We start from the raw sequence: 19,494 nt of genomic DNA, 5'->3' as shown, positions 1-19,494 counted from the left end.
AGCCTCCCCCCCATGGCGGACTCCTCCACCCAGTCGATCATCATCGGCGCGCCACCGGACCGGGTGGCGGCCGTCATCTGCGACTTCCCGAGCTACCCCGAGTGGACCGACGCGGTGCGGCGGGCAGAGGTGATCGAGGAGTACGAGGACGGCTACGCCAGCCAGGTGCGGTTCACCATCGACGCCGGCGTGCTGGCCGACGAGTACGTGCTGGCCTACGAATACGCCGAGGACCTCTCCCGGATCGAGTGGCACCTGGTCGAGCCCTCGAAGATGCAGAAGGCCCAGCACGGGTCGTACGACCTGGTCGGCAACCCGGACGGCACCACCACGGTGACCTACACCCTCGAGGTGGAGCTCTCCGTGGCAATGCTCGGGATGTTTCGGCGCAAGGCCGAGAAGATGATCATGGATGCCGCGTTGAAGCAGCTCAAGCGCCGGGTAGAAGCACCCGGTGCGGCCCACTGACCCGACCGGCGACCCGGTCGTCACGGTACAGGAGCCGACCATGGGGGTTACGGATCCGGGTTCGGCCCGGGAGGAAGCGGAACGCCTGGTGGCCACGCTGCTGGCCACCGCGCGGCTGGCCAGCTCGGCTCCCGGGGTGGGCCCTTGGGGCCCGCTCGGTGGGATCCTGGCGGGTGTCCTCGGTCACAGTGCCGGTCCGGGTCCGTCCACCGGCCCGGACCCGGCGGCGCCCGGGGCGAGCCCCGCCGGGTTCGCCACCGGCTCGCCGGAATGCTGCGTCTGTCCGATCTGCCGGGGTATCGCAGCCTTGCGCGACCCGAGCCCCGAATTCGCCGAGCGGCTCGCCACCGGCGCGGGGGACCTGGCCGCCGGAGTGGCGAGCCTGCTGCGGGCGTTCGCCCCCGCCGAGCCCGCCCGACCGGCCGCCACGACGGCCGAGGGTCCGGCGGGCGCGGCCGCCGAAACCGACGCCGGCGACCACGTCTGGCACGAGGCCACCCGTACCGGGCATGATTCTCAGCCGGCACCCGAGCAGGACGTCTGGTCCGCCGCCACCCGGGGGGAGGGCGCGGCCGATGCGGGTGCCGTCGTGCCGCCCGCCGATGCTGCCCGGCCGGTTGCGCCGGTCACCAGCCGGCCGCCGGCCGGCCGTCGCGTGGTGCCCGCCTCGCGGGCGTCCGGCGAGGTGGGCGAGGACGCACCACGCGACGGGGCCTGACCACGGACATCCCGGCATCGCACGGCGTTCGGCCGATGTCGGGCAGCACAGCAGAGGGGAGTGGCAGCGGTGACGCTGACCATCGGAGTCGACGTCGGTGGCACGAAGGTGGCCGGCGGTGTCGTTGACGACGCCGGCAGGATTCTCGTGCAGATCCGACGGGACACCCCCGCCGACGACGTGGCCAAGACCCGGGACGTCATCATCGAGGTGGTCAGCGAGCTGTCCGTCGGCATCACCGTCGAGGCCGTCGGTATCGGTGCGGCCGGCTGGATCGACGCCAGCCGCTCCGTCGTGCTCTTCGCCCCCAACCTGGCCTGGCGGGACGAACCGCTGCGGGAGTACGTCAGCGCCGCCACCGGCCTGCCGGTGACCGTGGAGAACGACGCCAACGTGGCCGCCTGGGCGGAGTTCCGCTACGGCGCGGCCCGGGACGCCGACGACTCGATGGTCATGTTCACCATCGGCACCGGAGTCGGTGGCGGCATCGTGCTCGGCGGGGAGCTGCTCCGGGGCGCCAACGGCGTCGCCGCCGAGCTGGGCCACATGATGGCCGTGCCGGACGGCCACCTGTGCGGCTGCGGCCGGCTCGGTTGCATCGAGCAGTACGCCAGCGGCAGCGCCCTGGTCCGCTTCGCCCGCGCCGCCGCCCGCCAGGAGCCGCACCGGGCCACCGCCCTGCTCGAGCTGGCCGGCGGCGGGGCCGAGGCGATCACCGGGCCGATGGTGACCGCGGCGGCCAAGGGCGGGGACCTGGTCGCCGCGGAGGCGTTCGCCCAGGTCGGGCGCTGGCTCGGCACCAGCCTCGCGGACATGGCCCAGATCCTCGACCCGCAGGTGCTCGTCGTCGGCGGCGGCGTGATCGACGCCGGTGACCTGCTGATGGGCCCGACCCGCCGATCGTTCACCGAGGCCCTCGCCCAGCGCAGCCGGCTCCCGGTGGCCGAGATCCGCCCGGCCGAGCTGGGCAACGCCGCGGGCGTCATCGGCGCCGCCGACCTCGCCCGCCGTCTGTGAGCGGTACGGAACCGGGTGGTGGCGGGCCGCTGCGCGTCGTGTCGTACAACATCCACAGCCAGCGGGACGACACGGCCGCGCTGGCGGCGGTGGTCCGGGAGGCCGCCCCGGACGTGGTGATCGTGCAGGAGGGGCCGCGCCGGTTCCGGTGGCGGCAGAAGTGCGCCGCGCTGGCCGACTCGTTCGGCCTGGTGGTCGCCGCGGGTGGCCTGCCGTCGCTGGGCAACCTGCTGCTGACCAGCCTGCGGGTACGGGTGCTGGCCACCCGCTGCCAGCGCTATCCACTGACTCCCGGCCGGCACATGCGCGGCGCCGCGTACGCGGAGGGCCAGGTCCGGGGGGCGCGGTTCCTGCTGGCCGGCTCGCACCTGTCCACCGACCCGGCGGAACGGCCGGCCCAGGCGGCGGCGTTCAAGCGGGAGCTGGCCGCGACCACGCTCCCGGTGATCGCCGGCGCCGACCTGAACGAGGGACCGGACGGCCCGGCCTGGCGGACGGTCGCGGCGGGGCTGACCGACGTCGCCGTGGCCGCGGACCGCGCGGACCGGCACACCTACTCCTGCGCCAATCCGCGCCGGCGAATCGACGCCCTCTTCGTCGACCCGCGGATCACCGTGGTCGACTACGACGTCGTGGACACGCCGCAGACCCGACGGGCCAGCGACCACTTCCCGGTCCTGGTCGACCTGCTGCTGCCCGCCGCCGACTGACCCGCCCGCCGATGTCGCCCTCGCCGGGCTGGACAATCGCGGCACTTGTCGGCAGGATTTCGCAGCGACCCGGCACTCGTGCCGCACATAAGGAGATTCCCCGGTGTCCTCCTCCAGCGACCTCGGCCGCCCCGATCCGGAGACGGCGACGCTCGCCCTGACGCGGGACGGCCGTCCGGTCTCCGACCGGGGCGGCACCGTCTGCGTCATCGGCGCCGGGGCCAGCGGCCTCACCGCGGTGAAGAACCTCAAGGAGCACGGCTTCGGCGTCGACTGCTACGAGCGGGAGACCGGGATCGGCGGGGCGTGGAACTGGCGGCACGACCGCAGCCCGGTGTACGCCAGCACCCACCTGATCTCGTCCCGGCCGTTCACCCAGTTCCCCGACTTCCCGATGCCGGACGACTGGGCGGACTACCCGCACCACAGCCAGCTGCTGTCCTATTTCGAGCGGTACGCCGACCACTTCGACCTGCGCCAGCACATCTGGTTCGGCACCGAGGTGGTCCGGGTGGAGCCGGTCGAGGGGGACCGCTGGGACGTCACCACCCGCAGCACCGGCGGATACGGCCCGGAGCGCACCTCCCGGTACGCCGCGGTGGTCGTCGCCAACGGGCACAACTGGTCGCCGAAGCTGCCCCGCTACGAGGCGCTGGAGGAGTTCCGCGGCGAGGTCATGCACGCCTCGTCCTACAAGGACCCGGCTCAGCTGCGCGGTAAGCGGGTGCTGGTGGTCGGCGGCGGCAACACCGGCTGCGACATCGCGGTCGAGGCCGCCCAGCAGGCGTCCCGCTGCTGGCACTCCACCCGCCGCGGCTACTGGTACGCCCCGAAGTACGCCTTCGGCCGCCCCACCGACCAGATCAACGACGCCCTGCTCGCGCTGCGGGTGCCGCTGCGCGTCCGGCAGTGGCTCTACCACTGGACGCTGCGGCTGACCGTCGGTGACCTGACCCGGTTCGGCCTGCCCAAGCCCGACCACCGGGTCTACGAGACCCACCCGATCGCGAACAGCCAGCTGGTCTACTACGTCGGGCACGGCGAGATCACGCCGGTGCCGGAGGTGGCCCGGTTCCACGCGAAGTCGGTCGAGCTGACCGACGGCCGGGAGATCGACCCGGAGCTGGTCATCTTCGCCACCGGCTACCTGCCACGCTTCGAGTTCCTCGACCCGAAGGTGCTCGGCGACGACAACCTCTCCGGCCGGCCCCGGCTCTGGCTCAACGCCTTCGCCGCCGGGCACCCGACCCTGGCCGTGGTCGGCCTGGTGCAGTCGGACTCCGGCATCTTCCCGCTCTCGCACTGGCAGAGCGTGCTCTTCGCCCGGCTGCTCCGGCTGCGCGCCACCCGGCCGGACCGGGCCGCCGCGTTCGCCCGGAAGGTCACCGCCGGCATCGGCGAGCGGTACTCGGGCCGGGTGAAGGACAGCAGCCGGCACTGGTTCGAGGTGGCCCACGTCGACTACCTGCGCGCGGTCCAGCGCGCCCTGGACGGGCTGGAGGGGAGCCGGTGAGCGCGAGGAGCGAGCGTTCCTGGGCGGCTGGCGTGGGACGCGGTCGGGCAGGAATGCGAGTAGCAGCGACGCGGAGCCCCGCAGTCGCAAACGAACGGAAGGCCCGGTGACCGCCGAGCGGCTGCGGATCGTGCGGGGGCGGGAGTGGGCCCGCCCGGTCCGCCCGGCCCGCCGCGAGGTGCTCAGCGCCGTGCCGGAGCTGGAGGAGGGGCGGCCGCCGCTGCTCTTCGTACCCGGTTTCGGGCACGGGGCGTGGGCGTTCGCCGAGCACTGGCTGGAGTACGCCGCGTCCCGCGGCTTCCCGGCGCACGCGCTGAGCATGCGCGGGCACGGCGGCAGCGAGCCGGCGCCGGAGGCGACGCTGCGGTCGTACACCCATGACGTGGTCCAGGTGGCGGCGCGCCTGCCGCGGCGGGTGGTGCTGGTGGGTCACGGCGCCGGGGCGCGGGTGGTCGCGCACGCCCTGGCCCGGTATCCGGTGCGGGCGGCGGTCCTGGTGGCGCCGGTCCTCGGCGGCTGGGGGACGTTCGGTACCGCGCTGCGGCGCAACCCCGTCGGCACCCTGCCGGCGGTTTTCGGCGGCGGCCTGCGGCTGAGCCGCCGGCAACTGTTCAGCCGGGAGCTGCCGGACGGCCAGGCCCGCCAGTACGTCTCCCGGCTGGGCCGGGCCGGGCGGCGGGCGCAGTGGCAGCTGCTGACCGGCCGGGAGCCCGAGCCGGCGGTGGGCCGGCCGCCGGTGCTGGTGCTGGGCAGCCCGGACGACCGGGTGGTGCCGCCGGCCGCGCTGACCCGGGCCGCCCGCCGGTACGCCTCGGCCCCGCTGCTCTTCCCCGGGATGGGGCACGACCTGATGCTGGACGCCCGCTGGCGGGAGCCGATCGACGCGATCCTCGACTGGCTGGAGAAGGACCCGGCGCCGACGGCCGGCTGACGCGTCAGCCAGTCCCGGCGAGCCGGGTGAGGCGTCAGTCGGGCCCGGCGAGCCGGGTGAGCAGGGAGCCGCTCTCGTCCAGCGCGCTGAGGTAGGAGCGGGCCCAGGCGTGGATGTCGTGGCGGTGCAGATGTTCCCGCATCGCCCGCATCCGGGCGGCCATGTCCGCCGGGGACGCCCGCAGCGCCGAGAGCAGCTTCTGCTTCAGCCCCTCCAGGTCGTGCGGGTTGACCAGGTACGCCTGGGGCAGCTCGGCGGCGGCCCCGGCGAACTCGCTGAGCAGCAGCGCCCCGGTATCGTCCACCCGGGCGGCGACGTACTCCTTGGCGACCAGGTTCATCCCGTCCCGCAGCGGGGTCACCGCCATCACGTCCGCGACCCGGTAGAGGGCGGCCAGCTCGGCCCGGTCGAAGGTCTGGGTGAGGTAGTGGATCGCCGGCTCGCCGACTCGGCCGAACTCGCCGTTGATGCGCCCGACCTGGTGCTCCACCCGGTCGCGCAGGATCTGGTACTGGCCGACCCGTTCCCGGCTGGGCACCGCCACCTGGACCAGCACGGTGTCCCGGACCTTGACGTCACCGCTGGCGAGCAGCTCGCGGTACGCCTTGAGGCGCTGCTCGATGCCCTTGGTGTAGTCCATCCGGTCGACGCTCAGGATGACGTGCTCGGGGTTGCCGAGGTCCTGGCGCAGCCGGCGGGCCCGGTCGGCGACGTCCGGTCGGGCGGCGAGCGCGGCCAGCTCGACGGTGTCGATGGAGACCGGGAAGGCGCCGATCCGGACGATCCGGCCGTCGACGCCGATCCGCCGGTCGGTCGCCGGCAGGTCGAGCACCTTCGTCGCCAACTGGGCGAAGTTGTGCGCCGCCTGGGCCCGCTGGAAGCCGACCAGGTCGGCGCCGAGCATGCCGCGCAGCAGTTCGGCGCGGCGGGGCAGCTGCATGAACAGCTCCGGCGGCGGGAACGGCACGTGCAGGAAGAAGCCGATCCGCACGTCGGGGCGGAGCGCCCGGAGCAGGCCGGGGACCAGTTGCAGGTGGTAGTCCTGCACCCAGACCACGGCGTCCGGGTCGGCCACCTCGGCGGCGGCCTCGGCGAACCGCTGGTTGACCCGCTGGTACGCCTCCCACCAGCGCCGGTGGTATTCGGGCTGCTCCACGGCGTCGTGGTAGAGCGGCCAGAGGGTGGCGTTGGCGAAGCCCTCGTAATGGTCGCGCAGGTCCTCGGCGCTGAACGGGACGGTGTGCATCCGGACGCCGTCCACGTCGGGCAGGCGGGGCGCCGGGCCGGGGCCGCCCGCCCAGCCGACCCAGGTCGCCGGGGTATGTCGGAGCAGGGGGTGCAGGGCGCTCACCAGGCCGCCGGGGCTGCGGCGCCACTCGCAGGCGCCGTCCGGCGCCACACTGTCGTCGATGGGGAGGCGGTTGGCCACCACCACGAGGGAACTCTGTCGCATCTCGGGCATTCCGATCAGCAGAGCACCGACCACCGCGACGGAGGAACAACCGGGCAGTCAGTGGGGGACGTGACGTACGGCCATATTCCTACTGACAGCAAGTTACACCACCGTTACCCCGGCGACCGCACGTGGTCGGCGTCCGGGATGCGGGCAGCGGGTGCGTCGGTCAGACCACCGCGCCGTCGTCCGGGTCGTGGTCGTCGGTGTCGCCAGGGCGAAGCCGCCAGACCAGCGTCACGAAGCCGGCCAGGATGCTGGTGAAGCCCAGCAGCGTCACGATCTCCGGATCGCTGACCGGGAGCACGGTCGGCGAGAGGAAGAGCACGAACCCGACCACGATGCCGAGCACGCCGACCACGGCGTACTTCGAGAAGCGCGGCAGCGGGGGCGGTGGTGGCGGGGTGTAGTGCTCCTCGTCGGCGTCGTCCGGCAGATCGGTGCCGAAGGAGTCCAGCCCGTCCAGCAGCGACGGCTCATCCGGCCGGCCGCGGCTGACCGAGATCCCGGAGATGTCGGCGGCGTAGGGGAGGCGCCGGAGGTCGGTGGCGGTGGGGCCGGCGGTCTCGTCGGCACCGGCGCGCGGGGCGGTGCGACCGGTGGGTTCCGACGGGTCGACCGGGTCGTCGACGTCCTCGGCGGCGGGCCACGGGTGACTCCCGGCGGCCGGGGCGGTGTCGAAGTCGGCGACGATCCGGGCCCACTCCGCCTCGATGTCCGGCTCGTCGTCCCGGGACGGCTCGGGGGTCACCTCGTCGGCGAGCTGGGTGAGGTAGTCGCGGGCGGTGGTCAGGTGCGAGCGGTCGACGTAGAGCCGGTCGACCGGCCGGGACGGGACGGTGGTGGTGCGGGTCACCGGGTTGAGGTCGGCGGAGGGCTGGAGGTACGCGGCGATGCCACCGGCGGCGAGCACGTCGAGCAGATGCTCACCGACCCGCGGATCGACGTCGCCCGCGACGGCGTACTCGCTCGCGTCGAGCCCGTTGTCCCGCCGTCCCCGGCGGGGCCCACCCGCTGACACCGGACACCCTCCTCATCGCACCTGGCAGTGCGGCCGCTCGAGCCCGGCGCCCCGTACGCCGTGTCCTGAATCGTGACACGTCAGGACCCGGTTCCGGGAGTGCGTTGTGGCGTGCCGCTCTCGGTTCGTAGGCTGATCACCGACAGTCCCGCTCGCCGACGGCGCCCGGGCGCGGTCCGGCGAGTTTCGGCGGCCCGCCCGGCTCCCGACGACGGTGGTGTCGGCATCCCCGGCTGGAAGGACACCGGTGCTGTACTGGCTGATGAAGTACATCCTCCTCGGCCCGCTGCTGAGGCTGATCTTCCGCCCGCAGGTCGAGGGGCTCCACCACGTGCCGGACACCGGACCGGTCATCCTGGCCAGCAATCACCTGTCCTTCTCGGATTCGATCTTCACCCCGTTGATCATCAAGCGAAAAGTCACATTCATCGCTAAAGCGGAGTACTTCGCCGGTAAGGGCATCAAAGGCTGGCTGACCAAGATGTTCTTCGTCGCCGCCGGCACCATCCCGGTGGACCGTTCCGGCGGCCGGGCGGCCCGGGCGGCGCTCGACACCCAGCTGCGGGTGCTCCGGGCCGGCGGCATCGCCGGCATCTACCCGGAGGGCACCCGCTCGCCGGACGGGCGCCTCTACCGGGGCAAGACCGGGGTGGCCCGGCTGGCGCTGGAGAGCGGCGCCCCGGTCGTGCCGATGGTGATGCTCAACGCGGACGAGATCCAGCCGCCCGGCAAGCTGATTCCCAAGATCAAGCCGGTGAGGATCCGCTTCGGCGCGCCGCTGGACTTCTCCCGGTACGCCGGGATGGCCGGCGACCGGTTCGTCGAGCGGGCGGTCACCGACGAGATCATGTACGAGCTGATGGAGCTCTCCGGCCGCGAGTACGTGGACATGTACGCGCAGAAGGTGAAGAGCCAGCAGACCGCCGAGCCCGCGAAGGCCGAGCCGATCGCCGCGTGACCCGGCGTCCACCCCCAGGGGCGACGGGCCGTGTGGGCCTCACCCGGCGACCGGCAGCGGCGCCTTCCGGCGGGCCGACCATCGGCCCAGGGCGCGGGAGAGCATCGGCGCGATCAACGCCAGCGTCGCCAGGATGCCCACCCCTGAGACGGTCAGCAGCCATCGCGGACCGAGGGCCGACAGCAGCGCGCCGCCGACCGCGTATGCGAGGATCTCCGCCGCGTACGGGAACATGTAGACCGTGCCGAAGACGACGCCGAGGCGGTCGCCCGGCACGTTCTGCTGGATGAGGGTGTCCGCCGCGACGTTGTGCCAGCCCGCTCCCGCTCCCGCGAGCGCCTGGCCGGCGAGGGCCAGCGCGATCACCGGGCTGAACCCGGTCGCCAGGGTGCCCACCCCGAGCGCGAGCAACGCGGTGTAGAGCACCAGATCCATCCGGGCCCGCCGGCCGGCGCGGGCCAGGCTCATCGGGCCGAGCACCATTCCCACGCCGTACGCCGTGCCGAGCAGGCCCACGAGGACCTCGTCGGCAGCGAGTTCGGAGCGCCCCAGCGGTACGACGGCGAGATTGTCCAACGCGGCGAACGTCACCATCACCAGGAACCCGACCGACACCGCGCGGGTGACGGCGTTGCCCCGCACCACCTGCAGCCCGTCGTGCAGCACCTTCCGGAACGGCTCGCCCCGGTGCGCCGGCATCGTGTCCGACAGTCGCCGCACCCCGGCGACCAGCAGCGCCGATGCCAGGAAGCTCGCCACGTCGACGAGCAGCGTGGCGGTGAGCCCGGCCGTGGCGAGCAGCAGCCCGCCGAGAGCGGGTCCGGCGGCGAAGCCGATGTTGACGCCCACCGCCAACTGGGCGTTGGCGGGGGCCAACCGGTCCCGTCCGACGAGTGCCGGCAGCAGACTGCGGCCGGCGGGCGTGAAGGTGGTGGCCGCGACGGTGGCGGCGGTGATCAGTGCGAGCAGGACGGGCAGCGGCGGCATGAGGAGCGCGACCGCCAGGTAGAGCAGCGCCTGGGTGAGGTCGCACCCGATCATCAGCCGACGCTGGTCGAATCGGTCGGCGAGGGCACCGAGCACCGGACCGAGCAGTCGGGGCGCGGTTGAGGCGAGGAGCAGCAGCGCGACGGCCGTGCCCCCGTACCGGTCGTAGACCGCGATCAGCAGGGCCGTCCGGGCGAGCTGGTCGCCCGCGTACGAGATCAACCGAGCGGACCAGTATCGACGAAAGGCAATGTTGCTGCGGATAAGAGACATGTCCGTCAACTCCTCGCTGCGGTCGTTCTGGCCGGTCGGGCACCGGCATGACTGCGGGCGCGGCAACCTTGTCAGCAGACCGCTCCTGCGGGAAACCGCCCTTCGGGTACTGATGTATGGCAATTTGTCTATTTTGCCGGGTTCGCTCCCGCCCTAGTGTCGACGGCAGACAGCGCCACAAATGGCGATCAACCAGGGAGGCGAACATGGAGACGTCGACGAACGCGAGCACGGCGGCCGGCTGGGCGGGCCCGGGCTACTGGGCAGGTCCCACCCGCTGGGCCGGTCCCACCCGCTGGGTTGGCCCGACCCGCTGGGCCGGTCCCACCCGCTGAACCGGCACGGTCACGCCGGCTGCCCTCGGCAGCCGGCGCAGCCGTATGTCCGCGCAGGCGCGGGTCAAAGGGGTGGCGCCCCGCGGCGAGAGGCCGTCAGCGGTCGTTCATGCCGGCGCGGCGGCGCAGCGCGGCCACGTCGGTCACCACGATCCGGCGCCCCTCGGTGCGCAGCCAGCCGCGGCTGGCGAACGAGCCGATCGCCTGGTTGACGCTCTGCCGGGAGCCCCCGGCCATCTCGGCCAGCTGGCTCTGGTTGAGCTCGATCGTGATCATCGGGGCCTGGCTCTCGCCGGCCAGCCGGACCAGCGTCTTGGCCACCCGACCGGGCAGGTCGAGGAAGACATGGTCGGCGTTCTGCTCGGTGAGCCGGCGGATCAGCCCGCCGAGCGAGCGCATCACCGCGTCCAGGATGCGCGGGTTGGAGTGGACCAGCTCCATGAAGGCGGCGCGGGACAGCGCGAGCGCCGAGCAGTCCTCGATCGCCTCCGCCGACGCGGAGCGGGTGGAGGCGTCCAGCAGGGAGACCTCGCCCAGTACGTCGGGCGGACGCATCACCGAGAGCACGGCCCGCTCGCCCGTCGGAGCGGTCCGGAAGACGGCCACCGCGCCCCGGCGCAGCACGATCAGGGACTCGCCCGGATCGTTCTCCACGAAGAGCAGCTGACCCTTGCGGTAGGTGCGCGGGACCGCCGTGGCGATCACCCGCTGCCGTACGTCCGGTTCGAGCCCGGCGAACATCTCGACACCCGTGAGCGCGTCACCCGGCTCCGGCAGGCGAACCTCCACGGCCCAACCCCTCCCAGATCAAGGACCACAACTCGCAGCCGGGTGAACCTGCAGCCCCCGCCATGAGGCTCTGATCCGGTTCGGCGTCCGGTAGCGGTACACATCAGATCATGACGGCCCGGTCGCGTGCTGTACACCCCTGAGGGCACTTCCGTGACCGTGCCGAGCTGCGACGCAGGGAGGACTACGTCCGGGCGGTGCCCCGGCCGCCCGCGTCCGGCCGCGGTGGGCGAGGATGGCGGGGATGGTCTACCGCTATTTCTACGACTGCGAGTTCATCGAGGACGGCCGCATCATCGACCTCGTGTCGATCGGCGTCGTCGACGAGCACGGCCGCGAGTTCTACGCGGTCTCCACCGAGTTCGACGACTCGCGGGCCATACCCTGGGTCCGCCGCAACGTGCTGGACAAGCTCCCCTCGCCGGCCGACCGGGCCTGGCGGTCCCGGGAGCGGATCCGCAACGAGCTCTACGACTTCCTGATAGCGCCGGTCCGGGACCGGCCCGGCGAGCAGATCGAGCTGTGGGCCTGGTACGCCGCGTACGACCACGTGGCGCTGGCCCAGCTCTGGGGGGCGATGCCGGCGCTGCCCCGGGAGATCCCCCGGTTCACCAGGGAGCTGCGCCAGCTCTGGGACGACCGGGGCCGGCCGAGGCTCCCGGAGGCCGAGGCGGGGCGGCACGACGCGCTGGTGGACGCCCGGCACAACCTGGCCCGGTGGCGGGCGATGACCATCCGGGGAGCGTCCGGGCGGTGAACGGCGCCGGGGCGCGCTGTCGGCGGACCGGCGCGGCGACTACAGTGCGCATTGACGGCCCGCCCCGGGCCGGCAACGGCGCCGATGGTCTGATCTGACACATATCCTGGGGCTTATCCGGGCTTCACCTGATGCTCCAGGAGGATGAGCAGATCATGCGTATCGGCGTGCTCACCGGCGGCGGCGACTGCCCAGGTCTCAACGCGGTGATTCGGGCGGTGGTCCGCAAGGGCGTCGCCACCTACGGTCACGAGTTCGTGGGCTTCCAGGATGGCTGGAAGGGTCCGCTGGAGGGCCTGTCCAGGCCGCTGGGCATCGCCGAGGTGCGCGGCATCCTGCCCCGCGGCGGCACCATCCTCGGCTCGTCCCGGACCAACCCGTTCAAGATCGAGAACGGCGTGCACCGGATCAAGGAGAACCTGGCCGCCCAGGGCGTGGACGCGCTGATCGCGATCGGCGGCGAGGACACCCTCGGCGTCGCCACCAAGCTGCACGAGCTGGGCGTCAACGTGGTCGGTGTGCCGAAGACCATCGACAACGACCTCGGCGCCACCGACTACACCTTCGGCTTCGACACCGCGGTCAACATCGCCATGGAGGCGATCGACCGGCTGCACACCACCGCGGAGAGCCACCACCGCACCCTGGTCGTCGAGGTGATGGGCCGGCACGCCGGCTGGATCGCCCTGCACGCCGGCCTCGCCGGCGGCGCCAACGTGATCCTCCTGCCCGAGCGGCAGTTCGACGTCGACCAGGTCGCCGGGTACGTCGAGAAGCGCTTCCAGCACCAGTACGCCCCGATCGTGGTGGTCGCCGAGGGGGCGCACCCGCTGGAGGGGCAGATGGTCCTGCACACCCAGGAGCTGGACGCGTTCGGCCACGTTCGGCTCGGCGGCATCGGCCAGTGGCTGGCCGAGCAGCTGGAGGCGAAGACCGGCAAGGAGGCGCGCACCGTCGTGCTCGGCCACATCCAGCGCGGCGGCACGCCGACCGCGTTCGACCGGGTGCTCGCCACCCGCCTCGGCCTGCACGCGATCGACGCCGCGCACGAGGGCGACTGGGGCAAGATGGTCGCCATGCAGAGCACGGACATCGTCCGGGTGCCGCTGGCCGAGGCCACCCGCGAGCTGAAGACCGTGCCGCTGGAGCGGTACGCCGAGGCCGAGGTCTTCTTCGGCAGCTGATCGGCGGCAGGCGGCGCGGCGGCCCGCAGGTCCGCCGCGCCGCGCCTCGACGAGAGGGGTACGGCGGAATGTCACCCGGGGTGCACACGGTCGCGGTGATCGGCGCGGGCAAGATCGGTGAGCTGATGCTCTCCGGGCTGCTCCGCTCCGGCTGGCCGGTGGAACGGCTGCTCGCCACCACCCGGCGGCCCAGCCGCGCGGAGGAGCTGACCACCCGGTACGGCGTACGGGTGGTGGACAACCTCACCGCGGTGGACGAGGCCGAGGTGCTCGCCATCTCGGTCAAGCCGCAGGACGCGGCCGCCCTGCTGGACGAGATCGGGCTCAAGGTGCCGGCCGACAAGCTGGTCATCTCGCTCTGCGCCGGCCTGCCCATCAGCTTCTTCAACCGCCGGCTGCCCGACGGCACCCCGGTGGTCCGGGTGATGACCAATACCCCGGCCCTGGTCGACGAGGCGATGAGCGCCATCTCGGCCGGCCCGCACGCCACCGGCGCGCACCTGGCCCTCGCGGAGGAGATGTTCAAGCCGCTCGGCGCGACCATCCGGGTGCCCGAGTCCCAGCAGGACGCGGTGACCGCCCTCTCCGGCTCCGGCCCGGCCTACTTCTACCTCCTGGTCGAGGCCATGATCGACGCCGGCATCCTGCTCGGGCTGCCACGGCAGGTGGCGCACGAGCTGATCGTGCAGACCGCGATCGGCTCCGCGGTGATGCTGCGCGACTCGGGCGAGCATCCGGTCACGCTGCGGGAGGCGGTCACCTCGCCGGCCGGCACCACCATCTCGGCCATCCGGGAACTGGAGAACCACGGCGTCCGCGCGGCACTGCTGGCCGCGCTCGAGGCCGCCCGGGACCGCGCCCGCGAGCTGGCCGCCCACGCCGGCTGAGGCCGGCAGGGCTTCGACCGCGCCCGCGAGCTGGCCGCCCACGCCGGCTGAGGCCGGCAGGGCTTCGACCGCGCCCGCGAGCTGGCCGCCCACGCCGGCTGAGGCCGGCAGGGCTTCGACCGCGCCCGCGAGCTGGCCGCCCAGGCCGGCTGAGGCCGGCGCGGCACTGCCGCATACTGGCCGGGTGTTCACTCTCGCCCAGGCACGGCATCTGATGGCGACCCTGCGCCCGCGTGTTGACGAGCTGATCCGGCTCCGGGCCGACCTGGCCGAGCTCCGGGTCGACCTGGCCGACCACGGGGCCAGCCCGTTGGGCGGCCTGGCCGAGGTCAAGGCGCTGGAGGCCCGGCTGCACGCCATCGTGGACGAGCTCACCGAGCACGACATCCAGATCAAGGGCATCGCGCCGGTGCTACTGGACTTCCCCGGTGAGCGCGACGGCCGGTCGGTGCTCTGGTGCTGGCTGGAGGGGGACGGCGACCTGCGCTGGTACCACCGGGTCGAGTGCGGCTTCGCCGGCCGCCGTCCCGTCTGAGGCACGGCGGCCGTCCCGTCTGAGGCGCCGTCCCGTCTGCGGCGCGGCAGCCGTCCGGTGTCAGGCGACCGAAGGGCGGAAGCCGGCGGCGGGATGCCGTCACGCGACCCAGTGCGGTCGCCCGCCGGCCGACGAGGCGGGGAGGCCGTCGGCGAGTGCGGTGGCCATGCGGTGCACAGCCTCGAGCAGGGTGTCGGGAGGCAGGGTGTAGGGGATGCGGAGGCGCTGCTCGAAGAGGCCAGGGTCGGTGGCGAAGTGCGCACCGCCCTCGATCCGCACCCCGTAGTCCAACGCCCGCTCGGCCAGCGGTGCGGCGATGGGTTCGCCCAGGTCGACCCAGAGTGACAGACCGCCGGGCGGCAGTCGCCAGCTCCACTTCGGGATGTGCTCGGCGAGGGCGGCGGCCAGGGCTGCGCGCTGCTCCCGCATCTGTTCCAGGCGCGATGGCAGCAGCTCCCAGGCCCGATCCAGGAGGTCGAGGGCCAGGAGTTGGTCCAGGACCGAGCCGCCCATGTCGGTGGCGACCCGCTGGCCGGCGAGTTCGGTAACCAACCGCGAGGGAGCTCGCAGCCAGCCGATGCGCAGGCCGCCCCAGTGGGTTTTGCTCATCGAGCCGATGGTGATGACCTGGCCGACCCCACCGGGCGTGGCATGGGAGGCGAAGGGCGGTGGGGCGGGGACGTCGAGGGCGAGGTCGGCCAGGGTTTCGTCGACGACGAGCCAGGTGCCGGAGCGCTGAGCGGCGTCCAGGATGCGGATGCGCTCTTGATCGGGCATGAGGCAACCGGTCGGATTGTGGAAGTCGGGGATCAGATAGGCCAGCTGGGGCACGACCTGATGCAGCGTCGACTCGATGATCTCGATATCCCAGCCGGTATCGGTCACCGGGACGGACACGGTCCGGAGCCGGGAGCGGCGCATTGCCTCCAGAGCGTTCGGGTAGGACGGATTTTCGACCAGGACCCGGTCACCAGGGCTGCCCAGGAGTCCCAGGACCAGCGTGAGTGCGTGCTGTGCGCCGGAGGTCACCAGGATCTGTTCCGGCATGGTGGCCAGGCCCCGCTGGGTGAAACGCTCGGCGATGGCGGCGCGCAGTTCGGGCAGGCCGTAGGGGTGGTAGCCGGGGGTGTGCGCGTGCTCGACCAGCCGGGGGGCGACCCGGCGGAGAGCATCGACGAGCGCCTGCTCCGGCAGTCCGGGGGCCGCCCGGGCCAGGTCGATCGCGGTGTCCGGGGGGCTGAGGAACCGGGTGATGCCGCTGGGGGTACGGCCTTCCGGCAGGGCGGTCCAGGTACCCGAGCCCTGGCGGCTGTGCGCGTAGCCGTTCTCGCGCAGCAGGTCGTACACGGCGGTGACGGTGGCCCGGCTGATGTTCAGGGCGGTGGCCAGCTCCCGCTCGGCGGGGAGTTTGACGTGCAGCGCGATCCGCCCGTCCAGGATCAGCGCGCTGATCGACTGAGCCAGGTGGCGGTAGGCGGGCCTCGTTCCGGCCGGGTCGGGCAGCAGCGCGGCGAGCTGTCGGCTCCCCAGGGTCCGGTTCGTGCCGTTCACCCTCGCCACGGGCTGGAACTGAGCTGGCGCGGCCATACCATTCTCCCGAGATTGGCCATGTGGTCTGGGCCAATCAGCGTACAGACTCGCCTCCCGTGGCTCTGAAAAAGACACCAGCGCCCCTGCCGCCCCTGACCTACGTCCCCCTCGGTGAGCGTCCGCTGCGGCGCCTGCCCCAACTGTTCATCGGCCTCGCCCTGTACGGATTCAGCCTCTCGCTCATGGTCCGGGCCTCGCTGGGCGTCAACCCCTGGAGCGTTTTGTACGAGGGGTTGGAGCACCACACTTCCCTGAGCTTCGGCGCGATCAGCGCCGTCCTCGGGGTTCTCGTGCTGCTGTTGTGGATTCCCCTCAAGCAGAGACCGAAGTTCGGCACGGTCGCCAACATCATCGTCCTGGCGTACTCATCCGACCTCGGCCTCCTGCTCATCCCTGCGCACCTGGGCTTCCCGGCCCGGGTCTGCCTGCTGGTCGGGGGAGTCCTGCTCAACGGGCTTTCCGTCGCCGTCTACGTCGGCGCGCGCTTCGGACCCGGCCCCCGGGACGGGCTGATGACAGGCGCGTCCGCCGCAACCGGGCGCTCCATCCGGCTCATCCGCACCCTGATGGAGATCACCGTTCTCGCCGTGGGCTGGCTACTCGGTGGCAGCGTGGGCGTCGGCACCGTGCTGTACGCACTCGCGGTCGGCCCGACCACCCAGTTCTTCATGCCCTGGTTCGCCTACCGGAGCACCGCCGAACAGGCTGCGGAGGCAGCGCTGTCCGAGGAGGTGCTTGCCGGCCAACGATGCGAACCATGACACCAGCCCGAGCCGGGCCGGGCCCGGGACCGCCTGGGGTCCGTGCGCTGCCAGGTCATCCGGCGCGTACGGCGCGTCCGGCGGCGGTCGGGTGCCGCCGGACCCGGCAGGCGGGCTCCGGAGCTGGCTGGGTAGCGTCCGGCCCATGGTCAGCGCACGCCGGGCAATGGTCGACGACGCCGCCGAACTGGTCCGACTGCGGGGCCTGATGATCGCTGCGCTGGAGGGCGCGGAGCCGCCCCCGGGCCCGTGGCGGGACGCAGCGCGGGACACCCTGCGGGAGCGCCTGGTCGAGCCGGAGGAGCTGATGGCCGCCTTCGTGGTGGACGCGCCGGATCGGCCGGGAACGCTGGCCGCCTGCGCGGTCGGCACCATCGACCGCCGCCTCGGCGGCCCGGGCAACCCGAGCGGCCTCACCGGGTACGTCTTCAACGTCTGCACCGACCCCGGCCACCGGCGGCGGGGATACTCCCGGGCCTGTATGGAGGCGTTGCTGGACTGGTATCGGCGGCGTGGCGTGCTCAGGGTCGATCTGCGGGCGTCCGAGAGCGGCGAGCCGCTCTACCGGTCCCTCGGCTTCCGGCCCACCGCGGGGTCGACCCTCCGGCTGACCTTCCCGGTCGCGGCCGCACCTACCGGACAACCGGCATAGCGACAGCCGGGAGACGGGTGCAGGTCTCTTGCGGAGCGGGTGTCAGCGGATGCGGTCGCCTTCGGTTGCCCTTCGCCCCGGCGTCGTCACCGGCGATCGGCAGGGCGGTCCGGTCCCGCGCCGGGCGGTCGGGCCAGGGCGCCGGCGTCAGCTGCGCGTCTCCGACCAGCCGTCGGCGACGAGCCGGGTGGCGTCGGCGCCCTCGCCGCTGAACAGCATCCCGTCGCCGTCCGCGGCCACGATCTGGTCGACGTAGACGCCGCGGCCCTGACCGGAACCGTCGGTGCTACTGCTCCAGCGCAGGTGGGTCGTCCCGTCCGGCAGGTCCACCGAGGCGCGCCACCAGGTCCGGCCGCCGTAACCGGTGACCACGCCGTCCGCCGTCCACGAGCCGTCGCTCGACTGCAGCGCCAGCCGGGCCGGCGACCAGGTCAGCCCGCCGTCCGTCGACGTCTCCACGCGGGCCCTGTCGTAGCCGGGCTCGGTGTCGTACCAGAACATGAAGCTCGCCCGCCCACCCATGGCGGGGTGCCGCAGCGGCGCGGTGAGCGTGACCGTCGCCGAATCGCGCTGGTCCGCCCGCCAGGCGCTGCCCGAGCGCGGGTGCACGGGCATCGCGTTGGCGAAGTCGCGGGCCATCGCCCGCCGGGAGACGTTGTTGCTGCCCCAGGCCCGGTCCGGGTGTACGCGGTTGCTGAGCAGGATGACGAACGAGTGGGACAGTGGGTCGATCACGAGCGACGTGCCGGTGAAGCCCGTGTGTCCGAACGCGACCGGCGAGGAGAGCCCCATCATGTACCAGTGCTTGTTCAGCTCGAAGCCGAGCCCGCGGTCGCTCTCCGGGTAGGCGGACTCCAGCTGGGCGTTGTAGTTGACCAACATCGCGCGGACGGTGTCCTCGCGCAGGATCCGCTGCCCGCCGTACCGTCCGCCGTTGAGCAGCATCTGGCACAGCACGGCCAGGTCGCCGGCGGTGGAGAAGGCGCCGGCGTGGCCCGCCACACCCCCGAGTGACCAGGCGTTCTCGTCGTGCACCTCGCCCCAGACCATGCCGCGTCCGGCGTACGGCTCATATTCGGTCGCGGCGATCCGGCTCCGCAGCTCCGGCGCCGGGTTGTACCCGGTGTCGGCCATCCCCAGCGGGTCGGTGACGCCCTCCCGGACCAGATCCGCGAGCTGGCGGCCGGTCACCCTTTCCAGGAGTACGCCCAGGGCGATCAGGCCGAGATCCGAGTAGACGTACCGGGTGCCGGGGGTCGCGCCCGGGGCGAGGGGGGTGGCCAGCGCGGCGGCGAATCGTTCCGCCGGGCTCGCGTAGGCGCTCCACAGGGGAGCCCAGGCGGGCAGCCCGGAAGTGTGGGTGAGCAGCATCCGCACGGTGACGTCCTGCTTGCCGCCGGCGGCGAACTCCGGGAGGTAGCGGGAGACCGGGGCGTCGAGGGCGATCCGGCCCCGCTCGACCTGCTGCATCGTCACGATCGTGGTGAACAGCTTGGAGACCGATGCCAGGTCGAACATCGTGTCGGGCCGGGTCGGGATCTGCTGATCGGCCGGTAATTCCACCCCGTCCCGCCCCGGAGGCGGCTCGACGGCGCTGTACCGCACGGCGGTACCCACCGCGGCGTGCTGCACGATGACGCCGTCCTTGGCGGCCAGCACGACGGCACCCGCGTACGTCGGATATCCCGGATGATCGGCCGTCGGCTGCAGGTACGCCTCGGCGTCGGTGCGCATGCGGTCGACGTACTCGGGGATCAGGCCGACCTCGCGGGCGCTGCCCGCGCGGAGCGTGTCGTGGGTGAAGCGGAGGTCGGCGGGGGTCACGGTCGGCGGGCCGGCCTCGAGCGCGGCCGGGGCCGCGACCGCCGGCGCCGGAGCGGCGGCGGCCACCAGCGTCAGGCCGAGGGCGAGTGAGCCGAACGGGCGGCGGGACGGGATGGTCACGGCTGCACTCC

Annotated in this window: 20 protein-coding genes; 14 read left to right on the top strand and 6 right to left on the bottom strand. The window is 72.9% G+C overall.

Annotation, left to right across the window (positions count from 1 at the left end; translation table 11 throughout):
• Positions 1 to 12: 12 nt before the first annotated feature.
• The 6 genes from GA0070624_RS29475 to GA0070624_RS29450 all read left to right on the top strand — a co-directional run bounded on the left by GA0070624_RS29475 (position 13) and on the right by GA0070624_RS29450 (position 5,357).
• On the top strand, positions 13 to 468 hold the full coding sequence (locus tag GA0070624_RS29475; protein ID WP_091346296.1) for an SRPBCC family protein: 456 nt from the start codon (positions 13 to 15) through the stop codon (positions 466 to 468).
• Positions 469 to 508: 40 nt separating this feature from the next.
• Complete coding sequence (locus GA0070624_RS29470) at positions 509 to 1,186, top strand: hypothetical protein (RefSeq protein WP_091350071.1); 678 nt, start codon at positions 509 to 511, stop codon at positions 1,184 to 1,186.
• Positions 1,187 to 1,255: 69 nt separating this feature from the next.
• Positions 1,256 to 2,203, top strand: a complete 948-nt coding sequence (locus GA0070624_RS29465) for an ROK family glucokinase (RefSeq protein WP_091346294.1) — start codon at positions 1,256 to 1,258, stop codon at positions 2,201 to 2,203.
• Positions 2,200 to 2,913, top strand: coding sequence for an endonuclease/exonuclease/phosphatase family protein (locus GA0070624_RS29460; protein WP_091346292.1), 714 nt, complete (start codon positions 2,200 to 2,202; stop codon positions 2,911 to 2,913). The genes GA0070624_RS29465 and GA0070624_RS29460 overlap by 4 nt, the downstream gene beginning before the upstream one ends.
• A gap of 103 nt (positions 2,914 to 3,016) precedes the next feature.
• Positions 3,017 to 4,426: a flavin-containing monooxygenase gene (locus GA0070624_RS29455; RefSeq protein ID WP_091346290.1), complete on the top strand. Its 1,410-nt coding sequence runs from the start codon at positions 3,017 to 3,019 to the stop codon at positions 4,424 to 4,426.
• 106 nt (positions 4,427 to 4,532) lie between these two features.
• Positions 4,533 to 5,357 carry an alpha/beta hydrolase gene (locus tag GA0070624_RS29450; RefSeq protein ID WP_091346287.1) on the top strand — a complete coding sequence of 275 codons (825 nt, stop codon included), beginning with the start codon at positions 4,533 to 4,535 and terminating at the stop codon, positions 5,355 to 5,357.
• Positions 5,358 to 5,391: 34 nt separating this feature from the next.
• On the opposite strand, the gene GA0070624_RS29445 is transcribed toward GA0070624_RS29450, so the two are convergent.
• Complete coding sequence (locus GA0070624_RS29445; protein ID WP_091350067.1) at positions 5,392 to 6,810, bottom strand: alpha,alpha-trehalose-phosphate synthase (UDP-forming); 1,419 nt, start codon at positions 6,808 to 6,810, stop codon at positions 5,392 to 5,394.
• Positions 6,811 to 6,979: 169 nt separating this feature from the next.
• On the bottom strand, positions 6,980 to 7,831 hold the full coding sequence (locus tag GA0070624_RS29440; protein WP_091346284.1) for a hypothetical protein: 852 nt from the start codon (positions 7,829 to 7,831) through the stop codon (positions 6,980 to 6,982).
• Positions 7,832 to 8,078: 247 nt separating this feature from the next.
• Between GA0070624_RS29440 and GA0070624_RS29435 the strand changes: the two genes are divergently transcribed.
• Complete coding sequence (locus GA0070624_RS29435) at positions 8,079 to 8,789, top strand: lysophospholipid acyltransferase family protein (protein ID WP_091346281.1); 711 nt, start codon at positions 8,079 to 8,081, stop codon at positions 8,787 to 8,789.
• Between the two features lie 39 nt (positions 8,790 to 8,828).
• Here GA0070624_RS29435 and GA0070624_RS29430 read toward each other — a convergent pair whose 3' ends face one another.
• A complete protein-coding gene (locus GA0070624_RS29430; protein WP_091346279.1) occupies positions 8,829 to 10,049 on the bottom strand; it encodes an MFS transporter in 1,221 nt (406 codons plus the stop codon).
• 206 nt (positions 10,050 to 10,255) lie between these two features.
• Here GA0070624_RS29430 and GA0070624_RS36545 point away from each other — a divergent pair, with 206 nt between their 5' ends.
• A complete protein-coding gene (locus tag GA0070624_RS36545) occupies positions 10,256 to 10,384 on the top strand; it encodes a hypothetical protein (protein WP_281181026.1) in 129 nt (42 codons plus the stop codon).
• A 96-nt stretch (positions 10,385 to 10,480) separates the two neighbouring features.
• Here GA0070624_RS36545 and GA0070624_RS29425 read toward each other — a convergent pair whose 3' ends face one another.
• Entirely contained in the window at positions 10,481 to 11,173 is a 693-nt protein-coding gene (locus GA0070624_RS29425; protein WP_091346277.1) for a Crp/Fnr family transcriptional regulator, read from the bottom strand.
• A gap of 244 nt (positions 11,174 to 11,417) precedes the next feature.
• Between GA0070624_RS29425 and GA0070624_RS29420 the strand changes: the two genes are divergently transcribed.
• The 4 genes from GA0070624_RS29420 (at position 11,418) to GA0070624_RS29405 (ending at position 14,536) form a co-directional block, all read left to right on the top strand.
• A complete protein-coding gene (locus GA0070624_RS29420; protein WP_091346275.1) occupies positions 11,418 to 11,930 on the top strand; it encodes a polyadenylate-specific 3'-exoribonuclease AS in 513 nt (170 codons plus the stop codon).
• A gap of 155 nt (positions 11,931 to 12,085) precedes the next feature.
• Positions 12,086 to 13,114 (top strand): 6-phosphofructokinase, encoded by a 1,029-nt coding sequence (locus GA0070624_RS29415; protein ID WP_091346273.1) that lies wholly within the window; start codon positions 12,086 to 12,088, stop codon positions 13,112 to 13,114.
• A 68-nt stretch (positions 13,115 to 13,182) separates the two neighbouring features.
• Entirely contained in the window at positions 13,183 to 14,001 is an 819-nt protein-coding gene (proC, locus tag GA0070624_RS29410) for a pyrroline-5-carboxylate reductase (RefSeq protein WP_091346271.1), read from the top strand.
• Between the two features lie 184 nt (positions 14,002 to 14,185).
• Positions 14,186 to 14,536, top strand: a complete 351-nt coding sequence (locus GA0070624_RS29405; RefSeq protein WP_091346269.1) for a DUF2203 domain-containing protein — start codon at positions 14,186 to 14,188, stop codon at positions 14,534 to 14,536.
• 99 nt (positions 14,537 to 14,635) lie between these two features.
• On the opposite strand, the gene yczR is transcribed toward GA0070624_RS29405, so the two are convergent.
• Positions 14,636 to 16,123, bottom strand: coding sequence for a MocR-like transcription factor YczR (gene yczR, locus GA0070624_RS29400; RefSeq protein ID WP_091346267.1), 1,488 nt, complete (start codon positions 16,121 to 16,123; stop codon positions 14,636 to 14,638).
• A gap of 59 nt (positions 16,124 to 16,182) precedes the next feature.
• Here yczR and yczE point away from each other — a divergent pair, with 59 nt between their 5' ends.
• Positions 16,183 to 16,887 carry a membrane protein YczE gene (gene yczE, locus GA0070624_RS29395; RefSeq protein WP_245719056.1) on the top strand — a complete coding sequence of 235 codons (705 nt, stop codon included), beginning with the start codon at positions 16,183 to 16,185 and terminating at the stop codon, positions 16,885 to 16,887.
• A 145-nt stretch (positions 16,888 to 17,032) separates the two neighbouring features.
• Complete coding sequence (locus GA0070624_RS29390) at positions 17,033 to 17,539, top strand: GNAT family N-acetyltransferase (protein WP_091346265.1); 507 nt, start codon at positions 17,033 to 17,035, stop codon at positions 17,537 to 17,539.
• Positions 17,540 to 17,686: 147 nt separating this feature from the next.
• Here GA0070624_RS29390 and GA0070624_RS29385 read toward each other — a convergent pair whose 3' ends face one another.
• A complete protein-coding gene (locus GA0070624_RS29385) occupies positions 17,687 to 19,483 on the bottom strand; it encodes a serine hydrolase domain-containing protein (protein ID WP_245719055.1) in 1,797 nt (598 codons plus the stop codon).
• Between the last annotated feature and the right edge of the window lie 11 nt (positions 19,484 to 19,494).

Source organism: Micromonospora rhizosphaerae (genome assembly GCF_900091465.1).
Classification (GTDB): domain Bacteria; phylum Actinomycetota; class Actinomycetes; order Mycobacteriales; family Micromonosporaceae; genus Micromonospora; species Micromonospora rhizosphaerae.
Note: the sequence above shows the minus strand (reverse complement) of the source record. Positions and strands in the feature narration are given on the sequence as shown.

Excerpts from the sequence above, each read along its gene's own strand:
- GA0070624_RS29475 (WP_091346296.1), top strand. The coding sequence starts at position 13 with ATGGCGGACTCCTCCACCCAGTCGATCATCATCGGCGCGCCACCGGAC.
- GA0070624_RS29470 (WP_091350071.1), top strand. The coding sequence starts at position 509 with ATGGGGGTTACGGATCCGGGTTCGGCCCGGGAGGAAGCGGAACGCCTG.
- GA0070624_RS29445 (WP_091350067.1), bottom strand. The coding sequence starts at position 6,810 with ATGCGACAGAGTTCCCTCGTGGTGGTGGCCAACCGCCTCCCCATCGAC.
- GA0070624_RS29430 (WP_091346279.1), bottom strand. The coding sequence starts at position 10,049 with ATGTCTCTTATCCGCAGCAACATTGCCTTTCGTCGATACTGGTCCGCT.
- GA0070624_RS36545 (WP_281181026.1), top strand. The coding sequence starts at position 10,256 with ATGGAGACGTCGACGAACGCGAGCACGGCGGCCGGCTGGGCGGGCCCG.
- GA0070624_RS29420 (WP_091346275.1), top strand. The coding sequence starts at position 11,418 with ATGGTCTACCGCTATTTCTACGACTGCGAGTTCATCGAGGACGGCCGC.
- GA0070624_RS29415 (WP_091346273.1), top strand. The coding sequence starts at position 12,086 with ATGCGTATCGGCGTGCTCACCGGCGGCGGCGACTGCCCAGGTCTCAAC.
- proC (WP_091346271.1), top strand. The coding sequence starts at position 13,183 with ATGTCACCCGGGGTGCACACGGTCGCGGTGATCGGCGCGGGCAAGATC.
- yczR (WP_091346267.1), bottom strand. The coding sequence starts at position 16,123 with ATGGCCGCGCCAGCTCAGTTCCAGCCCGTGGCGAGGGTGAACGGCACG.
- GA0070624_RS29390 (WP_091346265.1), top strand. The coding sequence starts at position 17,033 with ATGGTCAGCGCACGCCGGGCAATGGTCGACGACGCCGCCGAACTGGTC.